Origin of the sequence: Rhizorhabdus argentea (assembly GCF_037861105.1) — a bacterium.
Taxonomy (GTDB): Bacteria; Pseudomonadota; Alphaproteobacteria; order Sphingomonadales; family Sphingomonadaceae; genus Rhizorhabdus; species Rhizorhabdus argentea.
Genome location: NZ_JBANFK010000005.1, coordinates 200,300 through 220,527 on the forward strand (window position 1 = coordinate 200,300; position 20,228 = coordinate 220,527).

Consider the following 20,228-nt stretch of genomic DNA (forward strand, 5'->3'; position numbering starts at 1 on the left):
AAGAGTGAACCTGTTCGGTAGGTCGATGCCGCGCTCGCCTGGCCGCATCGTCGCACGACATAAATTCAGGCGGCCCGGAAACACAGGTTGAATCGGCCGTACCGATCTGTTACATATCCACCGGAAATGAGGATGGGATTGCCTGTGCCTGCACCCAAGAACAGTCTGACTTGCGATAGCGACGAGACGGGATCCAAGAAGACCGCCGCTATCCGCGTATTCGAGGCGGCGCGCGACCTCTTCTATCATCGCGGCATTCGGGCGGTCGGGGTAGACGAAATCGTGTGCAAGGCGGGCGTGACCAAGCCGAGCCTGTATCGCGCATTCGCTTCGAAGGACGAACTGGTCGCCGCCTGCCTCGAAGAGAGCGGCCGCGAAAGTCGGGCGGCTCTCCACGCCGCGGTGGAGCAGGCCGGAGACGACCCGCGGGATCAGTTGCGGGCGATAGTGCATTACTTCGCCGGCCGGATCGCCGCACCCGATTTTCGGGGTTGCGCGATGAGCAATACCGCTGTCGAGATTCCCGAGCCCGGTCATCCGGGCCGCGCCGTGCTCGAGCACTGCAAGGCGGAGATGCGGGCTACGGTGGCGGAGGTCACCCGACGCATGGACATCGCCAGTCCCGACGAACTCGCCGATGGCCTTGTGCTGATCATCGAGGGCGGCATGGCGGCCCACCACATTTTCGGCAGCCAGGGCCCCTGTGCGGCCATGACCGCGACCACCGACGCCCTGATCGAAGCGCATGCCGGGGCGCGCGTCAGGGCATAGATCTCCGAATCCTCCCCGCTGCGGTGCGGAAGCATGTCTGGACTTGATACAGCTTTCCCTTTGTCGGCGTGATTTCCGGGCCGTCAGGTGAGTCCACCCCACTTGAAATCACTCTACGGGTGGCCGACCTCCAGCGCGCGCATCTCGATCGCGTGCAGCATGGCCATGAAGCGATCTATTTCCTCGGGCAAGAAGCTGGCAAAGATCCGCTGCTCATATTCCAGCGCCTTGGGCGCGACCTCCGCATAGAGCGCCTGCCCCGCATTGGTGAGCGCGAGCAGCCGTGAGCGGCGGTCGGCACGATTGGGCGCCCGCGCGATCAGGCCACGATCGACCAGCGCGATGGCCGCCCGGCTGACCGTCACCTTGTCCATCCGCGTCGCCGTGCAGATGCCCTGCTGGGTGATGCCGTCATTCTCGGCGACCACCGCGATCACGCGCCATTCGGGAATGGTCAGGCCGAACAGTGCCTCATAGGCGCTGGCGATGACATCGCTGACGACATTGGAGGTGACCGACAGCCTATAGGGGATGAAATGATCGAGGATAAGACGTTTCGGAGCCATGCGCGTTGGTAACATTTGACACGACTCACCGCAAACCGGATAATCGTTTCATATGTTACAATGGAGAGGCGGCCATGACCGATTCGCATCTCGAGCCCCACCATAATCCTCTTGGCCTCGACGGGTTTGAATTCGTCGAGTTCACCGGTCCCGATCCAAAGGCGTTGGCAGCCCTGTTCGAGGCGATGGGCTTCACGCACCTCGGCGATCACCGCTCGAAGAATGTCCGCCGCTACAATCAGGGCGACATCAACTTCATCCTCAACATGGACGCGACCGGCCAGGCTGCGGACTTCCGCGCCGCGCACGGACCGTCCGCCAACGCGATGGCGTTCCGCGTCCACGATGCCGCCAAGGCTCTGGAAAAAGCCGTCAAACGCGGGGCAAAGGCCGTGCAGGGCCCGGTCGGCCCGATGGAGCTCAACATCCCCGCGATCGAGGGCATCGGCGGCTCCAACCTCTATCTGATCGACCGCTATGGCGCGCAGGAGATCTACGATATCGATTTCCGGCCAGTGCCGGGTGCAAAGAAGGATGACCGCTCGGTCGGCCTCCACACGCTCGATCACCTGACCCATAATGTCCATCGCGGGCGGATGGATCATTGGGCGCGGTTCTACGAACGCGTCTTCAACTTCCGCGAAATCCGCTATTTCGACATCGAGGGCAAGGCGACGGCGCTGGTGAGCCGGGCGATGACCGGGCCCGACGACAAGATCCGCATACCGCTGAACGAAAGCCAGGACGAGAACAGCCAGATCGAGGAATTCCTGCGCGAATATCGGGGCGAGGGCATCCAGCACCTGGCACTGGCGACCGACGACATCTTCGCCACCGTGGATGCCCTGCGCGCCAATGGCATCCGTTTCCAGGTCAGCCCCGACAGCTATTTCGACGGCATAGACAAGCGCCTGCCCGGCCACGGCCATGATGTCGGCGAGATGCGCAAGCGCGGCATCCTGATCGATGGCGCTCCCGAAACCGGCGGCGGCCTGTTGTTGCAGATCTTTACCGAGAACATGGTCGGCCCGATATTCTTCGAAATCATCCAGCGCGAGGGCAATGAGGGTTTCGGCGAGGGCAATTTCAAGGCGTTGTTCGAATCGATCGAAGCCGACCAGATCCGCCGCGGCGTGGTGAAGGCGTGATCGGCCATAAGCGCTGGGCAAGCCCCTCCCGTCGAGCGGAGGGGTGAATGGTCGAGGCGTATTTTCCCGGCTTCGCCAATCATGTTGCGACCGAGGCGGTTCCCGGCGCCCTGCCGATCGGGCGGAATTCGCCACAGCATGTGCCCTTCGGCCTTTATGCGGAGCAGCTTTCCGGCACTGCCTTCACCGCGCCGCGTAGCGAGAATCGGCGCAGCTGGCTCTACCGGCTGCGCCCTGCCGCCAACCATCCTCCGTTCAAGCCCTACACCCGGTGGAGTCTGCTGCGCTCCGCCCCGTTCGACGAGGCGCCCCCCACCCCCAATCGGCTGCGATGGGATCCGCTTCCACTGCCGGCCGAGCCCACCGACTTCATCGACGGGCTCGCCAGCATCGCGGGCAATGCCGGCATGGGCGTGCATCTCTACGCCGCGACCCTGTCGATGAAACATCGCGCCTTTTTCAACGCCGATGGCGAACTTCTGATCGTGCCGCAGCAGGGCCGGCTACGCATCGTCACCGAAATGGGGCTGATCGAGATCGAGCCGCTCCAGATCGCCCTTATTCCGCGCGGCGTGCGCTTTCGGGTCGAGCTGACCGATGGCGCGGCGCGCGGCTATGTCTGCGAGAACCGCGGGGAGCCCTTCCGCCTTCCGGAGCTGGGACCCATCGGTTCGAACGGTCTCGCCAATCCGCGCGATTTCGAGACGCCGTCGGCGTGGTACGAGGATGTCGACGAGCCGGTCGAACTGGTCCAGAAGTTCGAGGGATCGCTGTGGACGACAATGCTCGATCACTCGCCCTTCGACGTCGTCGCCTGGCACGGCAACCTCGCCCCATGCCGTTACGACCTGCGCCGCTTCAACACGATCAACACGGTCAGCTTCGACCATGTCGATCCGTCGATCTTCACGGTGCTGACCTCACCGAGCGACACGGCCGGCACCGCGAATTGCGATTTCGTGATCTTTCCGCCACGCTGGACCGTGGCCGAGGACAGCTTCCGGCCGCCCTGGTTCCACCGCAATATAATGAGCGAATATATGGGCCTGATCGAAGGCAGCTACGACGCCAAGGCCAGCGGATTCGCGCCGGGCGGCGGATCGCTGCACAACCGGATGTCAGGCCACGGCCCGGACAGGGCGAGCTACGAAGAAGCCCTCACCGCCGATCTCCAGCCCCGCAAGATCGAGGGCGTGATGGCCTTCATGTTCGAAAGCCGCGCGGTGTTGCGCCCGACCCGCTTCGCGCTCGAAACGCCGCTGATGCAGCTCGACTATGACGATGTCTGGACGGGTTTCGCCAAGGCGGAGCTGCCGCGATGATCGTGATCGACGAAACTCATGATCCGGCGCTGACCAGCTGGGTGCCCGGCGCCGACGGACACGCCGATTTTCCGGTCCAGAACCTGCCTTATGGCATCTTCTCCGTCGACGGCCGACCTCCAAGGCCCGCCGTCGCGATCGGCGACAAGCTGCTCGATCTGGCGGCGATCACCTGGCTGCTGCCGGTGGAAGTGACCGGGGGCACGCTCAACGCACTGTTCGCGCTTGCGCCGGAGCGGCGGGTGGCGTTGCGCCGCAAGCTCTCGAGCCTGTTGTCCGACGACGGCCATCGTGCTGCCATCGCCCCCCACCTGTACGACCAGAGCGCGGTGACGATGCACCTGCCGGCCGCGATCGGCGATTACACCGATTTTTACGCGGGCATCCATCACGCCAACAATGTCGGCCGGCAGTTCCGGCCCGACAATCCGCTGCTGCCCAACTATAAATATGTACCGATCGGCTATCATGGCCGCGCCTCTTCGATCCGGCCTTCGGGCGTGCCGGTGGTGCGGCCGCGCGGCCAGCGCAAGCCGCCCAATGCCGACAGCCCGGTATTCGGACCGACCGCACGGCTCGATTACGAACTGGAGCTGGGGGTGTGGGTCGGCCGGGGCAATCACCTGGGCGATCCGATACCGATTGCCGACGCGGCGGATCATATCGCCGGCTTCTGCCTGTTGAACGACTGGTCTGCGCGCGAATTCCAGGCGTGGGAGTCCCAGCCGCTTGGTCCGTTCCTGGCGAAGAATTTCCACTCGACGGTGTCGCCCTGGGTCATCACCGCGGAGTCGCTGGCACCGTTCCGCATCGCCCAGCCACCGCGACCCGACGGCGATCCCATGCCACTCGCCTATCTGTGGGACGACGCCGATCAGGCCCATGGCGCGCTGGCCATCGATCTGGAGGCAAGCCTGCTCACCGCGAAGATGCGCGACGCCGGGCTGTCGCCACACCGGCTGAGCCACGGCCCGGCGTCGAACATGTACTGGACGGTCGCGCAGCTGGTCACCCACCACGCGTCGAACGGCTGCAACCTCAATCCGGGCGACCTGCTCGGCACCGGCACGCTCTCGGGGCCCAGCGAAGACGGTTTCGGCAGCCTGCTGGAGCTTTCGCGCGGCGGCACCCAGCCGGTGCTGCTGCCGAATGGCGAAGAGCGCGGCTTCCTCGCCGATGGCGACGAGGTAATCCTGACCGCGACGGCGCGCGCCGACGGCTATGTCCCCATCGGTTTCGGGGAATGCCGGGCGATGGTGCAGCCGGCGCGCTGATCCATCAGAAGAACAGCTTCCGGAACTGCAACCGGATCGTCCGCCCGGCCGGATCGAGATAGCCGGGCTGGTAGCGGAGCGGCGTCGCTCCCGTCGCGTCGCGCACCTTCAGGTGCGAATCGAACAGATTGTCGATGCGCAGCGATATCCGGGCGCCCTGCGCCCAGCCCTGTTCGATCAGCGACGGGATCTGCGCGAGATTGACGAACAGCCGCGCATTGACCGATGCGCGCGGCGAGAAGCGCAGGTTACCCGTCGGCAGCCCGGCCGCTCCAGTGACCGTAGTTCCGCTCTGCCAGTTGGCGGTCAGCCGCGCGCCGAGGCCGTTGTTCGAATAGGTGGCCTGCACCTCGAGCTCGTGCCGTGCGGTGCCGCCGCCCGAGCCGATCGTGTCGCCGTTGAGCAGATCGAGCACCGGCAGCCCGCGACGGATCAGCACCTCGTCCTTGAAGTGCCAGGTGTGGAAGACCGATAGCGCGAGACGCCCGCCCTGCCCGCCGCCGCGCCCGCCGAAGCCGCCGCCACCGCCGCGCCAGCGTCCGCCATCACGCGGTGCGTCGCCGGCGGGCCGCGCTTCGCCGCGTGCGGCGGCGGCGGCCGCGCGCTGCTCCATCATCCGCTTGGCGCGCGGACTGTTGCGCATCGCGTCGATCAACGTCTGCGCGGTCTTGAGACGCTGGCTGAAGGTCAGGCCCCAGCGCAGCTCGCTGCGATCCTGCCGCGCGAAGTTGATCGGGCGGGCGTCGATGCGAAGCAGATCGCCATCGGCATCGCGGGTGAAGCGTTCGGGGAAGGCGGCCTCGATCGCGGCGGTGGGTTCGGGGAAGCCCGCGATGGCGTTGCGGATGCGGCTGTTCACATAGTTGGCGGTGAGGGTGAGATCGGCCTTGAACGGCTTGAGCGTGGCGCCGATCTTCATCACCCGGCGCCGATCCGCATCCAGCAGGGGGTTGCCGCCGCCAAGCTGGGCTATGTCGACGGTGGTGCCGCGAACATAGTCGAATGTGCGGACATCGGGCGTCAGCACCACGGGATTGCCGAGCTGCTGGACGCTCGGCGGGTTGCGGTCCTCGCTCATCGAATAGATCAGCGCGATCCCATCGCGCGGCGTCCAGTTGGCGCCATAGCCCCAGCTGCCCAGCGTGCCGAAGTCCGAATAGCGGTCGAAGGCGGCGTTCACGTTGAGCGACAGGTCGCCGATCGCGGCGAGCACGCCCTCCCGGCGGCTGGCGACCGGCAGGTCGAAGCTGACCCGGCCGTTGAGATCGGTACGCGACAGGTCGCTCGACGCGGCTATGCCGGAGCGCACCGATGTCGCATCGAGGCCCAGCGCGCTTGCGCCGGCCTTGAAGCTGGCGTTGACCGGCCCGGCCGGCAGGCTGGCCAGCGGGCCGCTCGCGACCAGCTGGACATTGCCGCTGTCCGATTTCGCGCGGGCGCGATCGACAAAGCGCCCGTCGACGCCGAAAGGATTGAGCGACGTGTTCCCCGCATCCAGACCGGCCTGCAGATCGGAGACATTGATCCCTCGAGTCGTGCGGGTGCGCGTCACGTCATGATCGTAATTGCCGGTCAGCGACATTCGCCATTTGGCGACGTCCTTGTCGAGCGTGAACCCGAGATGGCCGCTGGTGCCGTCGACCTGCTGGGTGAGCGGGCTAGCGCCCAGATAACGCCGCAGGGTCACGTCCGAACCGAATGGCGAATAAGGATTGCCGGCGGGCAAGGTCAGGCTGGCGCCCGGCAGGCCGCGCAGCGAATCGCTGTCGGTCACGTCCAGCGTCGCGTTGATGGTCGCGGCGACAGTGCCGAAGATGTTGCGCGCATAGACGGAATTGAGGCTGAGCGTCTTCGTCTCCGGGCGGATCGTCCGATAGCGGCCGATGTCGGTGACATTGGCGCGATTGGCCGTGGCCACGAAATCGCCGAGCGAGGGCGCCCCGTTGGCGGCACTGGCAGGAACGCCGGCGACGGTCACCGGCGCGCCGGCAAGCGCGCTCAGCGCCGGATCGATCTGGGCGCCCGAGGGAATGCCGACGATGTTGCCCACGGTGTCGAACAGCTGGCCACCACTGCGCGAGATCAGGTGGCGGTCGTCCTCGCTGATCGCAGCGCTCGCCTGATATTCCAGGTTGAGGTTGAGCCGCTGGTCGCGGCGGATGTGGAGCAGGTTGAGTTCGACCTGGCCGCTGTTGCCGCCACCCTGGGTGGTGGTGGCCCCCTCAATCTCTCCGGTGATAGCGCGGAAACGGCGGCGCAGCACGATGTTCACCACGCGCTGGTCGGCGCTGTAACCATATTTGAGCGCGACCTCCTCGGGGAGGATATCCACCCGCTCGATCGCCTCGGCAGGGATGTCGCGAATCTCGGCAAAGCCCGATATGCGGCGGCCGTTGAGCAGGGTGACCGGCTGCTCACCGCCGCGGCCGCGATCGCTGCGCGTCTGCGGCGCCAGTTCCTGGAGCAGCTCGGCGACCGAACTCACCCCGAGGGCGCGTACATCGCCGCTGTTCAACTGCTGCTCCGGCGCGATATCGCCGATCACCGCGCCGGGCTGCCGCCGGCCGGTTACGACGATCGTCTCCGATTCATCATAGTCCTGCCCGTCGTCCTGCGGCGCCTGCTCGGCGCGGGCCGGGGGCTCGGCATTCTGGGCCAAGGCGGCTTCGCCGCACAGCGTCATGCCCGCCAGCAAAAGGCGCGCCACCCCCGCATCCGACCATGCCCTTACCCGCAAAACGCCACTCCCACCCGAATCATCGATCGGGCGCTCTTAGCTGAAAATATCGACCGGAGATGTCAGCGGTGAAATCGCTGGTCAGATGACGTGGAACAGCAGCAGTCCAATGACAACGATGCCAGGTACGCCGAGCAACCACAGGATCAGGCCCTTGCCCATTTTCACTCTCCTCGGGAGCCGCCGCGACGAAGCCGCGCGACAAGCTTGCGAGGTCAGAACGACCCTGTTCCGCGACCGTTCCATCTTCCTGCGCGAGACGGCTTCGGTTACCTCTGTGCGGATAATCGACAAGCGTAGGGGAAACGCGGGTGATTTCGATGATCCAGCAGCTGCTCGGCGGTGGTTATGCGCCACATGGCTATTGCCTGCTGTGGCGGCCGTGGCTGGTGTGGACGATGGCGATCTCCGATGTCCTGATCGCGCTCGCCTATTTCTCCATTCCGATCGCACTCGTCACCTTCGTGCGCCGGCGCCGCGACGTGGAGTTCAGCGGCATCTTCTGGTTGTTCGCGCTTTTCATAATGGCGTGCGGCCTGACTCATGTCGTCGCGCTGTGGAATCTGTGGAACGGCGCCTATCAGCTCGAGGCCATCGTCAAGGCGATCACCGCGGCCGCATCGGTGCTGACCGCGATCCTGCTATGGCCGCTGCTCCCCAAGGCAATCGCGCTGCCGTCCCCGACCCATCTACGATTGGCCAACGAAGCGCTGCGCGCCGAGATCGTCGAACGGGAAAAGGCCGAAGCCGCACTGGTACAGGCCCGCAAGATGGAAGCGATAGGCCAGCTGACCGGCGGCATCGCGCATGATTTCAACAACCTGCTTCAGGCGGTGAGCGGTAGCCTCGACCTGGTGGCCTCCCGCACCGCCAACGACGAGCGCGTCCAGCATCTGGTGGACATGGCCTTGTCCGCGGTCGATCGCGGACGACGACTCACCAGCCAGTTGATGTCCTTCTCGCGCGTCCAGCGGATCGAGCTCAAGCCGGTCCGCGTCGCCGATCTGCTCGCCGGCATCAAGGAGCTGCTTGCGCGCACGATCGACCCTTCGGTCGAACTGAGCTTCGACATCGATGAGGCCCCACACGGCGTACTGGCGGATAGCGTGCAGTTCGAGCTTGCCCTGCTCAACCTGGCGCTGAATGCACGCGACGCCATGCCGGGCGGCGGCAAGCTGCACGTCGAGGTGCGCAATCGCACTCTCGAAGGACGCGACGATGTCGACGATGACGATTATGTCGGCATCACGGTCACCGATACCGGCACCGGCATGACGCCGGACGTGATCGCCCGCGCATTCGAGCCTTTCTTCACCACCAAGCCTGTCGGGCAGGGCTCCGGCCTGGGCTTGAGCATGGTGTTCGGGATGGCGCGCCAGAGCGGCGGCACCGTCACCATCGAGTCCGTACCGGACAGAGGCAGTTCGATCACCATCTTCCTGCGGCGGGCCGATGGCCCGATCGCCCCCGACACGACGCCGCGTCACGCTCCCCCCGGCGAGCTCCAGCACCTTGCCGGACTCAAGATCCTCGTGGTCGACGACGAGCCGATAATCCGCGAAGTCATTGCCGACATGCTCCGCGGGTTCGGCTGTGCGGTCAGCACCGCAGAGAATGGCGGGCAGGCGCTGGTCGAGATCGACGGCAACCCGCCCGAGGCGATCCTGCTCGACTTTGCAATGCCCGGCATGAACGGCGCCGAAGTCGCGCGCACTGCGCTCGCCCGGCGGCCCGACCTGAAGATCGTCTTCGCCACCGGCTTTGCTCAGTCCGATGCGATCGACGAAGCGGTCGGCGACGCGGCGATCATCCTGCGCAAGCCCTTCTCGCCCGGCGCGCTGTCGGAGGCCTTGCGGAAAGCCCTGTCCGCCTGAAACGTCTGCTAGTGTCCTGGCCTGAAGTATCCTGTCGCTCGCTCGGTGCCGCTGCCCGTGATCACGGCGCGGACCCAGGACGGAGTTGAGGTCGCGCGTCTCTACCGGGATTCCCGCCTCCGCCGGAAAGACGATCGGGGCAATGGAAAAGGGTTGAGCAACGCCGCTGCATCGGGCCTAACCGCAGCACCGATGCGCTGCCTCATCCTCCCGATCCTGCTCCTCCTGGCCGCATGCCATGGCGGCCCTCGCGAGGGGCCACCGCACGACCGCATCGTCCGCCTGGCCGACGACGAGGTGAAGAGCCTCGATCCGCAAAGAGCGTCGGACCTCGCGACGATCCGCGTCGCCCAGGACCAGTTCGAGGGTCTCACCCGCATGAATGGCAAGGGCGAGGCGATAGCGGGGCTGGCAACTGGCTGGAGCATGTCGCCCGACGGCAGGAGCTGGCGCTTTCCGCTGCGCCCCGGCCTGCGCTTCTCGGATGGCGCGCCGATCACGCCCGCCACCTTTGCCGCGGTGTTCGCGCGGCTGCGCGATTCCGCGACGGCATCGCCGAGCGCCGCGCTGTTCATCGACATCGACAGCGTAACGCCGGATCGCGACGCCGTGATCGTCCGGTTGCACGCGCCGATGCCGGCATTGCCGGCCCTGTTGGCGCTGCCGGCAGTGGCGGCGCTGCCGGTTCATCGCATCGCGGTGCTGGGCGACGGCTGGACAGGTGAACGGCCGCTCGTCACTTCGGGGCCGTATCGGCTGCAGGAATGGCGGCTCAACGAGCGGATCCGGCTCGCCCGCAATCCCCATTGGCACGATGGCCGCGCGGCGATTGCGGAGGTGGAATGGCGGCCCATAACCGACCGGCTGACGGCGGTGCGCAGCTTCGCCGCGGGCGAGGCGGACACCAGCAACGATTTTCCGCCGACGCGAGCCGCTTGGATCGCGCAACGCCTGCCCGGCGCGGCGCATGTCGCCGCTTATAACGGCAGCTATTATTTCATCTTCAACACCACCGCTCCGCCCTTCGACGATGCCCGCGTCCGACGCGCGCTGTCGATGACGGTCGACCGGCCGTGGATAGCGCAGAAGCTGATCGGCCTCGGCACGCTGCCGGCCTGGGGCGTGGTTCCGCCGGCGGTGGCGGGTGCGCCTGGCGGCTATCGGCCGGTCTGGGCCGGCTGGAGCCGCGAGCGCCGGCAAGGCGTTGCGCGCGAACTGCTGGCGGCGGCGGGCTATGGACCGGGTCGCAAGCTCCTGTTCGACATGCGGTTCAACAGCGACGCCGATCATCGTCGGGTCGCGGTGGCGATGGCGGCGATGTGGCGGCCTCTGGGCATCGAGGCGCATCTCCTCAATAGCGAGGCGTCGCTGCATTTCGCCAGCCTCCGCCGCCGCGACTTCGCCTTCGCGCGGTCGGGCTGGATCGGCGATGTCCCCGCTCCGGAGAATTATCTCGCAATCCACCGCTCCGACGCCGGCCCGCTCAACTATGCGGGCTATGCCAGCCCCGCCTTCGACGCCGCGCTCGATCGTGCGATGGCCATCGCCGACCCGAAGGCACGCGCCAGGGCGATGCGCGCGGCCGAGGCGATCCTGGTCGAGGACGCGCCGCTCGTCCCGCTATACCATTATGTCAGCCGTGCCCTGGTTGCCCCGCGCGTCGATGGCTGGCACGACAATGCGCCTAACATGCACCCCAGCTGGACCCTGCGCCTGAGATGATGCGTCACGCCCCGATCGTGCTTCTTGCCGCAATGCTGCTCGCGAGTTGCGGCCGCGGCGACAATGACGAGCAGGTAACGGTCAGCGTGATCGGCCGCGAGACGCGCCTGCGCGATCCGGCCAGCGCACTGCCCCGCCAGGCCGACGCAGCGCTGCTCGGCGCAGTCGCACAGGGACTGGTGGGCATCGACGCCGGGGGCCAGGTCCAGCCGGGGCTGGCGATCCGCTGGGCGATCTCCGATGACGGGCTTTATTACACCTTTCGGCTCGACCACGAGCTCGCCGACGCCGACAAGGTGGCAAGCCAGCTTCGCAGGCTGCTACGGCGCTATAGCGACCGCGCACTGGGCATCGGGCTCGACGGAGTCCGCGAAATCGTGGCGGTCACTCCGGAGGTCATCGAGATCCGGCTTGCCGCGCCGCGGCCCGAACTGATGTCGTTGCTTGCCAGCCCCGCCTTCGCGCTGCTGATCGACGGCAAGGGCACCGGTCCCCTGCTGATCGACGGCAAGGTGGGCCGGCTGACCAGATTGCGGCCAAAGGGCGTCGAAGGCCCCGACGAGGACGGCAAGGCCGAGGCCGCCGCCCGGCGTCGCATCCACCTGCGCGGGGAACGCGTGGCGCTCGCCGTGTCGCGCTTCGCCAATGGCGAGGCGACGCTTGTCACCGGCGGCGGCTATGACGACTTCGTCTACACCAGGCTGGCCAACATCCCGCCACGCAACGTGCAGGTCGATCCCGCGGTCGGGCTGTTCGGCTTCCGCGTGGCCCGCAGCTCGGCGCCGCTGATGGCGGTCGAGATGCGCCAGGCCTTGGCGATGGCGCTCGACCGCGATGCGATCGGGGACGCGCTGGGCGTGCCGGGCTGGCGGCCGGTCCAGTCGATCCTGCCACCGGGGTTGACCGACGTTGCCGAACCGGCTCGGCCTTTCTGGGCGCAGGCTTTTGCCAATGTTCGCGGATCGGACCAGCGAGCCCTTGCCGGCCGGGTGGCCACCGCGCGGCGGATCGTCGGGATCTGGCGACTGCAGCATGGCGTGGATGGCGCAGTGCGGCTGACCCTCGCCATGCCCGAGGGCCCAGGATCGGCCATATTGTTCGCGGCCATCCAGCGGCAATGGCGCTGGATCGGAGTCGAGGCGAAACGGGTTGGGCCGCGCGATCCCGCGGAGCTTCGGCTGATCGACGAGATCGGCCCGGCCGACCAGGCCGACTGGTTCCTCGCCCACTTCCTCTGCGACAGCGGACGGCCCTGCAGCGAGGAGGCTGATCAGGCGTTCCGGGCCGCCCGCAACGCCACCGAACCCGTGCTGCGCGCGCGGATGATCGCGGATACGGAGCGGCGCATGACCGAAATGGCCCCGTTCATCCCGATCGCGCAGCCGGTGCGCTGGTCGCTGGCGGCGCCGGATCTGCCGGGCTTTCGCCTCAACGCGCGCGGGGTCCACCCCCTCGCACCGCTGATCGGGAACCAAAGCAACCGCTGATGCGATCAGTTGGCACCAACTGGAGAATGAGCATGAGACGCCCCACCCCGGCCGATTTCGACGGGCTATCCGATCGCGTGCCCGGCATGGGCCGCGATCCCGCATCGGTTCGCCGCCGGGTCGAGGCGATGGAAGCGCTGCTCGAACGGATGTTCGTCATTCCGGGCCTCAACCGACCGGTGGGGCTCGACGTGCTGCTCGACATGGTGCCCCTGGTCGGACCGGCCATTGGTGCAGTGATGGGAAGCTGGCTGGCCTGGGAAGCGCGCAATCTCGGCATGTCGAAATGGCAGCTGACCCGGATGTTCGGCAATGTCGGCTTGGATCTACTGCTCGGTGCCATTCCCTGGGTAGGCGCGATTCCCGACTTCTTCTTTCGCTCGAACAGCCGCAATCTCAGGATGATCAAGCGCCACCTCGACCGCCATCATCCCGCGAGCGCGACCATCGAAGGCGGGGTGGTGAAGCGGCAGTCCTGAGTCTACTCGCCAGGCCGAGGTCTCGATCAGCGAGGACGGAGCATAGGTCACGAACCTCTACTGAGATTCCGGCCTCCGCCGGAATGACGGATCCGGGCTTGTTTGCGACGATGGTCAGGTCCGGCGCCGCGCCTCGTCGATCGCCTGTTTAAGCGCGTCGTAGCCGACGGCTCCCTTCAGCATCTGGCCGTTGACGACGAAGGTCGGGGTTGCGAGCGACTCGTCGATCTTTCTCGCCAGGTCGAGATTTTTTTGAAGCTCAGCCACCACGGCCGGGCCGGCGGCATCACGGCGGAGCCGGCCAGCATCGAGCTTCAGCGATTGCAGCACCGCGGTCACCTTCGCCGGATCGGGACGCCCGGCGGCGAACATCCGTTCATGGAAGGCGCGGAACGCGCCCTGCTGCGCCGCGGCCAGGCTAGCCCTGGCGGCAATTTCGCTGCCAGGGCCGAGGATCGGGATCTCGCGCCATACCACCTTCAGCTTCGGATCGCTCGCCAGCAGCCGATCGACGTCGGGCAGGCTCGACCGGCAATAGCCGCAGGCATAATCGGTAAACATCACCAGCGTCACATCGCCATGCTGGTTGCCGGCCCAGGCGGAGGCGAACGGCGTTTCGAGCGCGGCCTTGTTGCTGGCATAAGCGTCCTGCCCCTGCTTTTCGCGCAACCTTTCCATCGCCTGCGGAAGGATTTCGGGATGAGCCAGAATATAGTCGCGCACCACCATCTCGATCTGAGCCTTGCTGGCCGGCGCGGCGGTGCGCTGGTGCGCCAGCCAGCCGGCGCCGCCGGCGAGCAGGAGCGCGGCGCCGGCACCGATCGTGGCGGCCAGGCGTCGGTTGCGGAGCATATGATCCTTGATCGTCATTTCTTGCGGTCGCTTGCTGCGGCGCGCGATGACAGGGCGATATCCTCGGCGCGGAGATAATCGGGCGTGCCGCGCGGGATCCGCGCCATTGCCGCCTCGGCGCTGGCCATTGCCAGCCGGTTGTTGCCGATCAGCGCATAACGTTCCGCCGTGGCGAGCTGCGCGCGCGGCTCGTCGCCCAGCTGTGCATAAGCCATGCCGAGCGTGTACCACGCGAAGGGATTGTCGCGGTCGCGTGCAACCGACACCTTGAGCACGTCACGAGCCTCCCTGAGATTGGCCGGATCTTCGGTTGCGATCAGCGCATGACCGAGCAGCGATGCGATCAGCGGCGACCCGCGCGATCCCTGCACCGCGAGCCGAAGCGGTGCGAGCGCCTCCTCCGGCTTGCCCGATTCCAGCAGTATCTGCCCCTGCAGTTCACGATAATAGGGATCCTTCGGCGCCAGGGCGACCAGCTTGTTCACCTCTTCGACGGCCTTGTCGGGATAGGCGCCGCGGTGCCATGCATAGGCCCGCGCATAATGTGCCGGCGCGCTCTGGTCGGTTTCGGGGTATTTGCGCAGCGCAGTGGTCGGATCGTCCATATAGCCGACAAGCTTGGCCTTGATCCGCTGGAAGCGCACGTCGAGCGCGGGATCGGTCTTGTGGTTGTAGCTGGGCGACTTGATCACGTCGTTCGACAGCGCCGCCTCGCGGTCGCCCGACATCGGATGGGTCTGCATGAACGGATCGATCTCGGCATAGGTGGAGGCGTAGCGAAACTCCTCCTTCTTCAGCTTCAGGAAGAAGCTGAGCATGCCCTTGCCCGAGAGGCCGGCCTTGTTGAGGAAGCCGACCCCGGCGGCGTCGGCGCTGGCTTCCTGCACCCGGTTGAAGGCGAGGAACTTTCCCATCGCCGCCTGCTGCCCCGCCATCATCACGCCCATGCCGGCGTCGCCCGCACCCGCCGCCATCGCCGCCGCGCCCAGCAGCAGCGACAGCAGCGTGATGCCCGTGGCGGCCTTGGCGCCTTCGCCGAACCGGATGACATGGCCGCCGGTGATATGGCCGAGCTCATGGGCGATCACGCCCTGGACTTCGCTGGTGTTGTCCGCGGCTTCGATCAGCCCGCTATGGATATAGACCGCCTGCCCGCCGGCGACGAAGGCGTTGATCTCCTTGTCGCCGATCAGGATGATGTCGACATTACCGGGCTGCAAACCGGCCGCCGCCACGAGTGGCGCGGCGATCTCCTTGAGATAGGCCTCGGTTTCGGCATCGCGCAGGATCGACTGCGCCAGCAGCGGCTGCGCGCCCAGCGACATCGACAGCCACAGGAACAGCAGCATGCGCAGCGCGAGGCGCAGATGTTTCGACGATACGGGGAACCGGCCCATGCTCATCCATCCTCGCGCTACGCGGCTGAACCGCGCGTGAAGCACGGCGGGCCAGCCCGAGCCGACCCGCCGATCATCTTCAGGCGCCGAAGGTGCGCTGCCACCAGCCGCGGCGTGGCGAGCCTCCTTCGCCTTCTTCCTCCGACGCCGCGTCATCGGCACCGAGCGTCTCGGCTTCGGCCGGTGCGGCCATCACCTCGGCGGTTTCGCCAGGCGCGGCCTTGGCGCGTGCACGGCTGCGGCGCTTGGGCGCTTCGGCAGCGACCGGAGCCTCGGCGGAAGCAGCTTCCGCTACAGCCTCCAGCGCGACGGCGGGCTCACCGGCGTCCGCCTCGACCATTTCTACGGCCTCGACCTTCTTGCGGCGTCCGCGGCGCGGCTTGGGCTCCTCGGCAGCCGGTTCGGCCGGCGCGACGACCTCCTCGACCGGCATCGCCACCGGCTCTTCGGCAACAGCGGGAGCGGCTGCGACGGCTTCACCCTTGCGGGCGCGCGGCCGGCGGCGGCCCTTCGGGGCTGCTTCCTCGGCGGCCGCAGCTTCCTGTGGCTGGGACGCCGGAGCGGGCAGTTCCTCGGACATCATAGTCTCGATCTGCTCGGCCGGCGTGCCCTCGACAGGTGCGCCCTCGCCACCGCGACGGCGGCCCGAGCGACGGCCACGGCGACGACCGCGACGCGGCTCGCCGCCGCTGTCCTCGCCACCGGTAGCTTCGCCACCTTCTTCGGCACCGTCCCGAGCGTCCTCGGCTTCAGCCATTTCCTCGCCATCGGCCTCGGCGCCGTCTTCACTAGCTTCAGCGCCTTCGACCTGACCGTCCTGCTCGCGGCCACGGCCGCCGCGACGACGGCGACGGCGGCGACGGCGTCCGCGGCCATCGCCACGATCGCCCTCGTCCTGGCCCTCGGCGTCGCCGCCTTCAGCCTCGGCCTCGAACTCCTCTTCTTCTTCCTCCTCGATCTCGTCGTCCATGAGATCGTCGTCGGCGTCGATCAGCATCGGCGTCGGCAAGCGTGGTGCATGGCTCGGCGGCGGGCCGCCGGCCTCGACGCTCATCCGCGCGCCTTCGAGCGTGCCGTCCGACAGGATTTCGATCATCACCCCATAGCGATCCTCGATCTCGGCGAGTTCGGCGCGCTTGCGGTTGAGGACGTAGAAGGCGGCTTCCTGGCTGGCGCGCAGCATCAGCCGCGAGCCGCGGCCGCGGGCGGCCTCGTCCTCGAGCATGCGCAGCGCCGACAGCCCCGCCGACGAGGCGGTGCGGATCAGCCCAGTGCCTTCGCAATGCGGGCACTGGCGGGTCGATGCCTCGAGCACGCCGGTGCGCAGGCGCTGGCGGCTCATCTCGAACAGGCCGAAGCTGGAGATTCGGCCGACCTGGATGCGGGCGCGATCGTTTTTGAGCGCCTCCTTCATCGCCTTTTCGACCTTACGGATATTGGAGTTGTTCTCCATATCGATAAAGTCGATGACGACGAGCCCGGCCATATCGCGCAGCCGCAGCTGGCGGGCGATCTCATGCGCGGCCTCGAGGTTGGTCGCGGTCGCGGTCTGCTCGATATTATGCTCGCGGGTCGACCGGCCCGAGTTGATGTCGATCGACACCAGCGCCTCGGTCGGATTGATCACCAGATAGCCGCCCGACTTGAGCTGGACCAAGGGCTGGTACATCGCCGCGAGCTGGTCTTCGACGCCGAAGCGCTGGAACAGCGGCACCGCGTCGGCATAGAGCTCCACCTTCTTGGCGTGACTCGGCATCAGCAGCTTCATGAACTGGCGCGCCTGGCGGAAGCCTTCCTCGCCTTCGACGATCACCTGGTCGATGTCGCGGTTGTAGATGTCGCGGATCGCCCGCTTGATCAGGTCGCTGTCGCCATAGATCAGCGCCGGCGCGGAGGAGCTCAGCGTATTCTCGCGGATCTCGTCCCACAACCGGGCGAGATAGTCGAAGTCGCGCTTGATCTCGGTCTTGGTGCGCTGGAGACCCGCGGTGCGGACGATGCAGCCCATCGTGCGCGGCAGATCGAGCTCGGCCATGATCGTCTTCAGCCGCTTGCGATCGGCCGCGTTCGAGATCTTGCGGCTGATGCCGCCGCCATGGCTGGTGTTCGGCATCAGCACGCAATAGCGGCCGGCCAGCGAGAGATAGGTGGTCAGCGCAGCGCCCTTGTTGCCGCGCTCTTCCTTGACGACCTGGACCAGCAGCACCTGGCGCCGGCGGATCACGTCCTGGATCTTGTAGCGGCGGCGCAGGTTCATCCGCCGCTGGCGAAGATTCTCGACCGCACCGTCGTCGGAGCCGCCGCCAACCGATTCCCGGCGCGTACGCGGCCGTTCGTCGCCGCCCTCTTCGCCGTGTTCGCCATGATCCTGGCCATCATCATGATCGTGATGATCGTGGCCGTCGTCCTCAACCTCGTCGAAGTCTTCGTCATGGTCGGAATCGCGGGCGCGCAGCGCCTCTTCCTCGGCGGCGTGCTCGGCCTCCTCGCGCAGCAGCGCTTCGCGATCCTCCTTCGGAATTTGATAATAATCGGGGTGGATTTCCGAGAAGGCGAGGAAGCCATGGCGATTGCCGCCATAATCCACGAACGCCGCCTGCAGCGACGGTTCGACCCTCGTTACCTTGGCGAGATAGATATTCCCCTTGAGCTGCTTGCGCTCGGCAGACTCAAAGTCAAATTCCTCGATGCGGTTCCCCTGGACGACGGCCACGCGGGTTTCCTCCCGGTGGCGTGCGTCGATTAGCATGCGGGTTGTCATTCAATATTCTCCAGGCGCGTGGGCCGGCGACGACGCCGGGCCTGCACGCGCGATATGATGAAGACGAGGCGCCGGGCGGTGCGGCAAGCCGCGTCGCATCCGAGCGCATCATCGATGGTGAAAGAAAGGTGTTCGCAGCCGTCGCGTGGTCACATCCGGCGCGCCGCGCCGGAAAGGAGGCGCCGTTCCATACGCCGCCAACAGTCTGGCAGCGTTCGAAACGGGGCGAAAAATGACTCATGCGATCGTCAACCTGTTGCGCCGTCGCGAAATCACGACGACAGGTCCGGCACGGCGCTCGCGATCCGCGCATTGGGCGCGCATCGGCCGAGATCCGGACAAGCGGTGCTAGCATCCGACGCCGGTCGGGGCAAGCATCACCACACTGGACAAGAGCCGCCCAGCTTTGGTTAAGTGTCAGGGCTGTCGGCGTTTCAGGACCGGCCGGGTATCGTGGGGCCAATTTGCCAAGACCAAGTTCCAGCAGGCGCCTCGCCCTTTGCCTATGTGCGCTCCTAATGCTTTTCGTGCCCGCCGCAGCGCGGGCAGCGGCGGCGATCACGGCCGTCGACATCGGCGAGATGGCGATCACCCTGCGCTTCGACAAGCCAGTGGCCACCGCTTCGGCCTTCATGCTGTCCGCGCCGCAACGGATAGCCGTCGACCTGCCGGGCACGCGGATGGGCCGGGTAGCGGCCTCGGGCGGGTTGATCGCATCCACCCGCCACGGCCAATATGACCCCGATACCGCGCGGGTGGTATTCGAGCTCAACACGGCGGCGGTCGTCTCGGACGCCAGTTTTTCTCCCGATCATCTGTCGCTGACCCTGACCTTGAAGCCGGTCACCGAAAGCCTGTTCGGTCGAGCGGTGCGCAGGGGCCGCCAGCTGTTCGGCCTCGACCCGGCGAAGCCGGTGGACGCGCGCGCACCGCAACGCGGCGGCATCACCGTGCCGCTCGATCCGCCCGCGCCGTTGCCGGTTCCTGCCGTCATCGGCGCCCGAGGCAGCAAGCGGCCGCTGGTGGTGATCGACGCCGGCCATGGCGGCCATGATCCGGGATCACAATCGACCGACGGGGCGACAAGAGAGAAGGATGTCGCCCTGGCGATCGCCAGGGCGATCCGAGACGAACTCGCCGCTTCCGGCAGGGTCCGCGTGGCGCTGACCCGCAGCGACGACCGCTTCCTGGTGCTTGGCGAACGGCGCGAGATCGCGCGACGGCTGAAGGCGGACCTGTTCATATCCGTCCACGCCGACAGCGCGACCAACACCGCCGCGCGCGGGGCCAGCATCTACACCCTGTCCGAGGTCGCCTCCGATCGCGTCGCCGCCCAGCTCGCCGCCAAGGAAAACCGCGCCGATATCCTCAACGGCGTCGATCTCGGTGGCGAGAACAACGAGGTGTCGTCGATCCTGCTGGACCTCGCCCAGCGCGAGACGATGAACATATCCTCCCAGTTCGCGACCCTGCTCCAGCGCGAGATGGAGCCGACCATCCACTTCAAGGACGACGCGCACCGCTTCGCCGGCCTAATCGTGCTCAAGGCGCCCGACGTGCCGTCGGTGCTGCTGGAAACCGGCTATATCTCCAATCCCGACGATCTCGCGCTGCTGCTGTCGAAGGACTACCGCCGCAATATCGCGATCGGCGTGCGCAAGGCGGTCGAGACGCATTTCGCACGCAGGCTGACGGGGGAGTGATGAAAGATTTGGCCCGTCATTCCAGCGAAAGCTGGGATCTCACTGCCTTTCCACGACACAGGGAAAAGGGGATTCCAGCTTTCGCTGGAATGACGATGAGGGGAGACCGATGAAGCTCTCCTCCTTCCAAACCCC

14 protein-coding genes are annotated in these 20,228 nt (G+C 66.6%); 9 read left to right on the forward strand and 5 right to left on the reverse strand.

Features of this window, described 5'->3' with window-relative positions; genetic code table 11:
* Positions 1-132 precede the first annotated feature (132 nt).
* Entirely contained in the window at positions 133-771 is a 639-nt protein-coding gene (locus AAC645_RS06980; RefSeq protein ID WP_340314832.1) for a TetR/AcrR family transcriptional regulator, read from the forward strand.
* A 113-nt stretch (positions 772-884) separates the two neighbouring features.
* Here the strand turns inward: AAC645_RS06980 and AAC645_RS06985 are convergent, their stop codons facing one another.
* Entirely contained in the window at positions 885-1,337 is a 453-nt protein-coding gene (locus AAC645_RS06985) for a MarR family winged helix-turn-helix transcriptional regulator (protein ID WP_340314833.1), read from the reverse strand.
* A 74-nt stretch (positions 1,338-1,411) separates the two neighbouring features.
* Between AAC645_RS06985 and hppD the strand changes: the two genes are divergently transcribed.
* From hppD to fahA, 3 genes are read left to right on the forward strand one after another with little or no spacing between them, the layout of a single operon-like run.
* Positions 1,412-2,485 carry a 4-hydroxyphenylpyruvate dioxygenase gene (gene hppD / locus AAC645_RS06990; RefSeq protein WP_340314834.1) on the forward strand — a complete coding sequence of 358 codons (1,074 nt, stop codon included), beginning with the start codon at positions 1,412-1,414 and terminating at the stop codon, positions 2,483-2,485.
* A 47-nt stretch (positions 2,486-2,532) separates the two neighbouring features.
* The gene (gene hmgA / locus AAC645_RS06995; RefSeq protein WP_340314835.1) at positions 2,533-3,807 is read left to right on the forward strand and encodes a homogentisate 1,2-dioxygenase; all 1,275 of its coding nucleotides are present in this window, start codon (positions 2,533-2,535) and stop codon (positions 3,805-3,807) included.
* Positions 3,804-5,081 carry a fumarylacetoacetase gene (gene fahA / locus AAC645_RS07000; RefSeq protein ID WP_340314836.1) on the forward strand — a complete coding sequence of 426 codons (1,278 nt, stop codon included), beginning with the start codon at positions 3,804-3,806 and terminating at the stop codon, positions 5,079-5,081. Before hmgA ends, fahA begins: the two co-directional genes overlap by 4 nt.
* Before the next feature lie 4 nt (positions 5,082-5,085).
* On the opposite strand, the gene AAC645_RS07005 is transcribed toward fahA, so the two are convergent.
* The gene (locus AAC645_RS07005; RefSeq protein WP_340314837.1) at positions 5,086-7,788 is read right to left on the reverse strand and encodes a TonB-dependent receptor; all 2,703 of its coding nucleotides are present in this window, start codon (positions 7,786-7,788) and stop codon (positions 5,086-5,088) included.
* A gap of 350 nt (positions 7,789-8,138) precedes the next feature.
* Between AAC645_RS07005 and AAC645_RS07010 the strand changes: the two genes are divergently transcribed.
* The 4 genes from AAC645_RS07010 to AAC645_RS07025 all read left to right on the forward strand — a co-directional run bounded on the left by AAC645_RS07010 (position 8,139) and on the right by AAC645_RS07025 (position 13,380).
* Positions 8,139-9,692, forward strand: coding sequence for an ATP-binding protein (locus AAC645_RS07010; protein ID WP_340314898.1), 1,554 nt, complete (start codon positions 8,139-8,141; stop codon positions 9,690-9,692).
* Positions 9,693-9,845: 153 nt separating this feature from the next.
* On the forward strand, positions 9,846-11,414 hold the full coding sequence (locus AAC645_RS07015; RefSeq protein WP_340314838.1) for a peptide ABC transporter substrate-binding protein: 1,569 nt from the start codon (positions 9,846-9,848) through the stop codon (positions 11,412-11,414).
* Positions 11,411-12,901, forward strand: a complete 1,491-nt coding sequence (locus AAC645_RS07020; protein WP_340314839.1) for an ABC transporter substrate-binding protein — start codon at positions 11,411-11,413, stop codon at positions 12,899-12,901. Before AAC645_RS07015 ends, AAC645_RS07020 begins: the two co-directional genes overlap by 4 nt.
* A gap of 32 nt (positions 12,902-12,933) precedes the next feature.
* Positions 12,934-13,380 carry a DUF4112 domain-containing protein gene (locus tag AAC645_RS07025; protein ID WP_340314840.1) on the forward strand — a complete coding sequence of 149 codons (447 nt, stop codon included), beginning with the start codon at positions 12,934-12,936 and terminating at the stop codon, positions 13,378-13,380.
* Between the two features lie 114 nt (positions 13,381-13,494).
* On the opposite strand, the gene AAC645_RS07030 is transcribed toward AAC645_RS07025, so the two are convergent.
* The 3 genes from AAC645_RS07030 to AAC645_RS07040 form a co-directional block, all read right to left on the reverse strand.
* Positions 13,495-14,250 carry a DsbA family protein gene (locus AAC645_RS07030; protein ID WP_340314841.1) on the reverse strand — a complete coding sequence of 252 codons (756 nt, stop codon included), beginning with the start codon at positions 14,248-14,250 and terminating at the stop codon, positions 13,495-13,497.
* Positions 14,247-15,629, reverse strand: coding sequence for a M48 family metalloprotease (locus AAC645_RS07035; protein WP_340314842.1), 1,383 nt, complete (start codon positions 15,627-15,629; stop codon positions 14,247-14,249). Before AAC645_RS07035 ends, AAC645_RS07030 begins: the two co-directional genes overlap by 4 nt.
* Before the next feature lie 79 nt (positions 15,630-15,708).
* Complete coding sequence (locus AAC645_RS07040; RefSeq protein WP_340314843.1) at positions 15,709-18,390, reverse strand: Rne/Rng family ribonuclease; 2,682 nt, start codon at positions 18,388-18,390, stop codon at positions 15,709-15,711.
* A gap of 518 nt (positions 18,391-18,908) precedes the next feature.
* Here AAC645_RS07040 and AAC645_RS07045 point away from each other — a divergent pair.
* Positions 18,909-20,093: an N-acetylmuramoyl-L-alanine amidase gene (locus AAC645_RS07045; RefSeq protein WP_340314844.1), complete on the forward strand. Its 1,185-nt coding sequence runs from the start codon at positions 18,909-18,911 to the stop codon at positions 20,091-20,093.
* The last annotated feature ends 135 nt before the right edge of the window (positions 20,094-20,228 follow it).

What these genes read in the sequence shown, in the direction of transcription:
- AAC645_RS06980 (WP_340314832.1), top strand. Translation starts at nt 133, where the DNA reads ATGGGATTGCCTGTGCCTGCACCCAAGAACAGTCTGACTTGCGATAGC.
- AAC645_RS06985 (WP_340314833.1), bottom strand. Translation starts at nt 1,337, where the DNA reads ATGGCTCCGAAACGTCTTATCCTCGATCATTTCATCCCCTATAGGCTG.
- hppD (WP_340314834.1), top strand. Translation starts at nt 1,412, where the DNA reads ATGACCGATTCGCATCTCGAGCCCCACCATAATCCTCTTGGCCTCGAC.
- hmgA (WP_340314835.1), top strand. Translation starts at nt 2,533, where the DNA reads ATGGTCGAGGCGTATTTTCCCGGCTTCGCCAATCATGTTGCGACCGAG.
- fahA (WP_340314836.1), top strand. Translation starts at nt 3,804, where the DNA reads ATGATCGTGATCGACGAAACTCATGATCCGGCGCTGACCAGCTGGGTG.
- AAC645_RS07010 (WP_340314898.1), top strand. Translation starts at nt 8,139, where the DNA reads ATGATCCAGCAGCTGCTCGGCGGTGGTTATGCGCCACATGGCTATTGC.
- AAC645_RS07020 (WP_340314839.1), top strand. Translation starts at nt 11,411, where the DNA reads ATGATGCGTCACGCCCCGATCGTGCTTCTTGCCGCAATGCTGCTCGCG.
- AAC645_RS07025 (WP_340314840.1), top strand. Translation starts at nt 12,934, where the DNA reads ATGAGACGCCCCACCCCGGCCGATTTCGACGGGCTATCCGATCGCGTG.
- AAC645_RS07030 (WP_340314841.1), bottom strand. Translation starts at nt 14,250, where the DNA reads ATGACGATCAAGGATCATATGCTCCGCAACCGACGCCTGGCCGCCACG.
- AAC645_RS07035 (WP_340314842.1), bottom strand. Translation starts at nt 15,629, where the DNA reads ATGGGCCGGTTCCCCGTATCGTCGAAACATCTGCGCCTCGCGCTGCGC.
- AAC645_RS07040 (WP_340314843.1), bottom strand. Translation starts at nt 18,390, where the DNA reads ATGACAACCCGCATGCTAATCGACGCACGCCACCGGGAGGAAACCCGC.
- AAC645_RS07045 (WP_340314844.1), top strand. Translation starts at nt 18,909, where the DNA reads ATGCTTTTCGTGCCCGCCGCAGCGCGGGCAGCGGCGGCGATCACGGCC.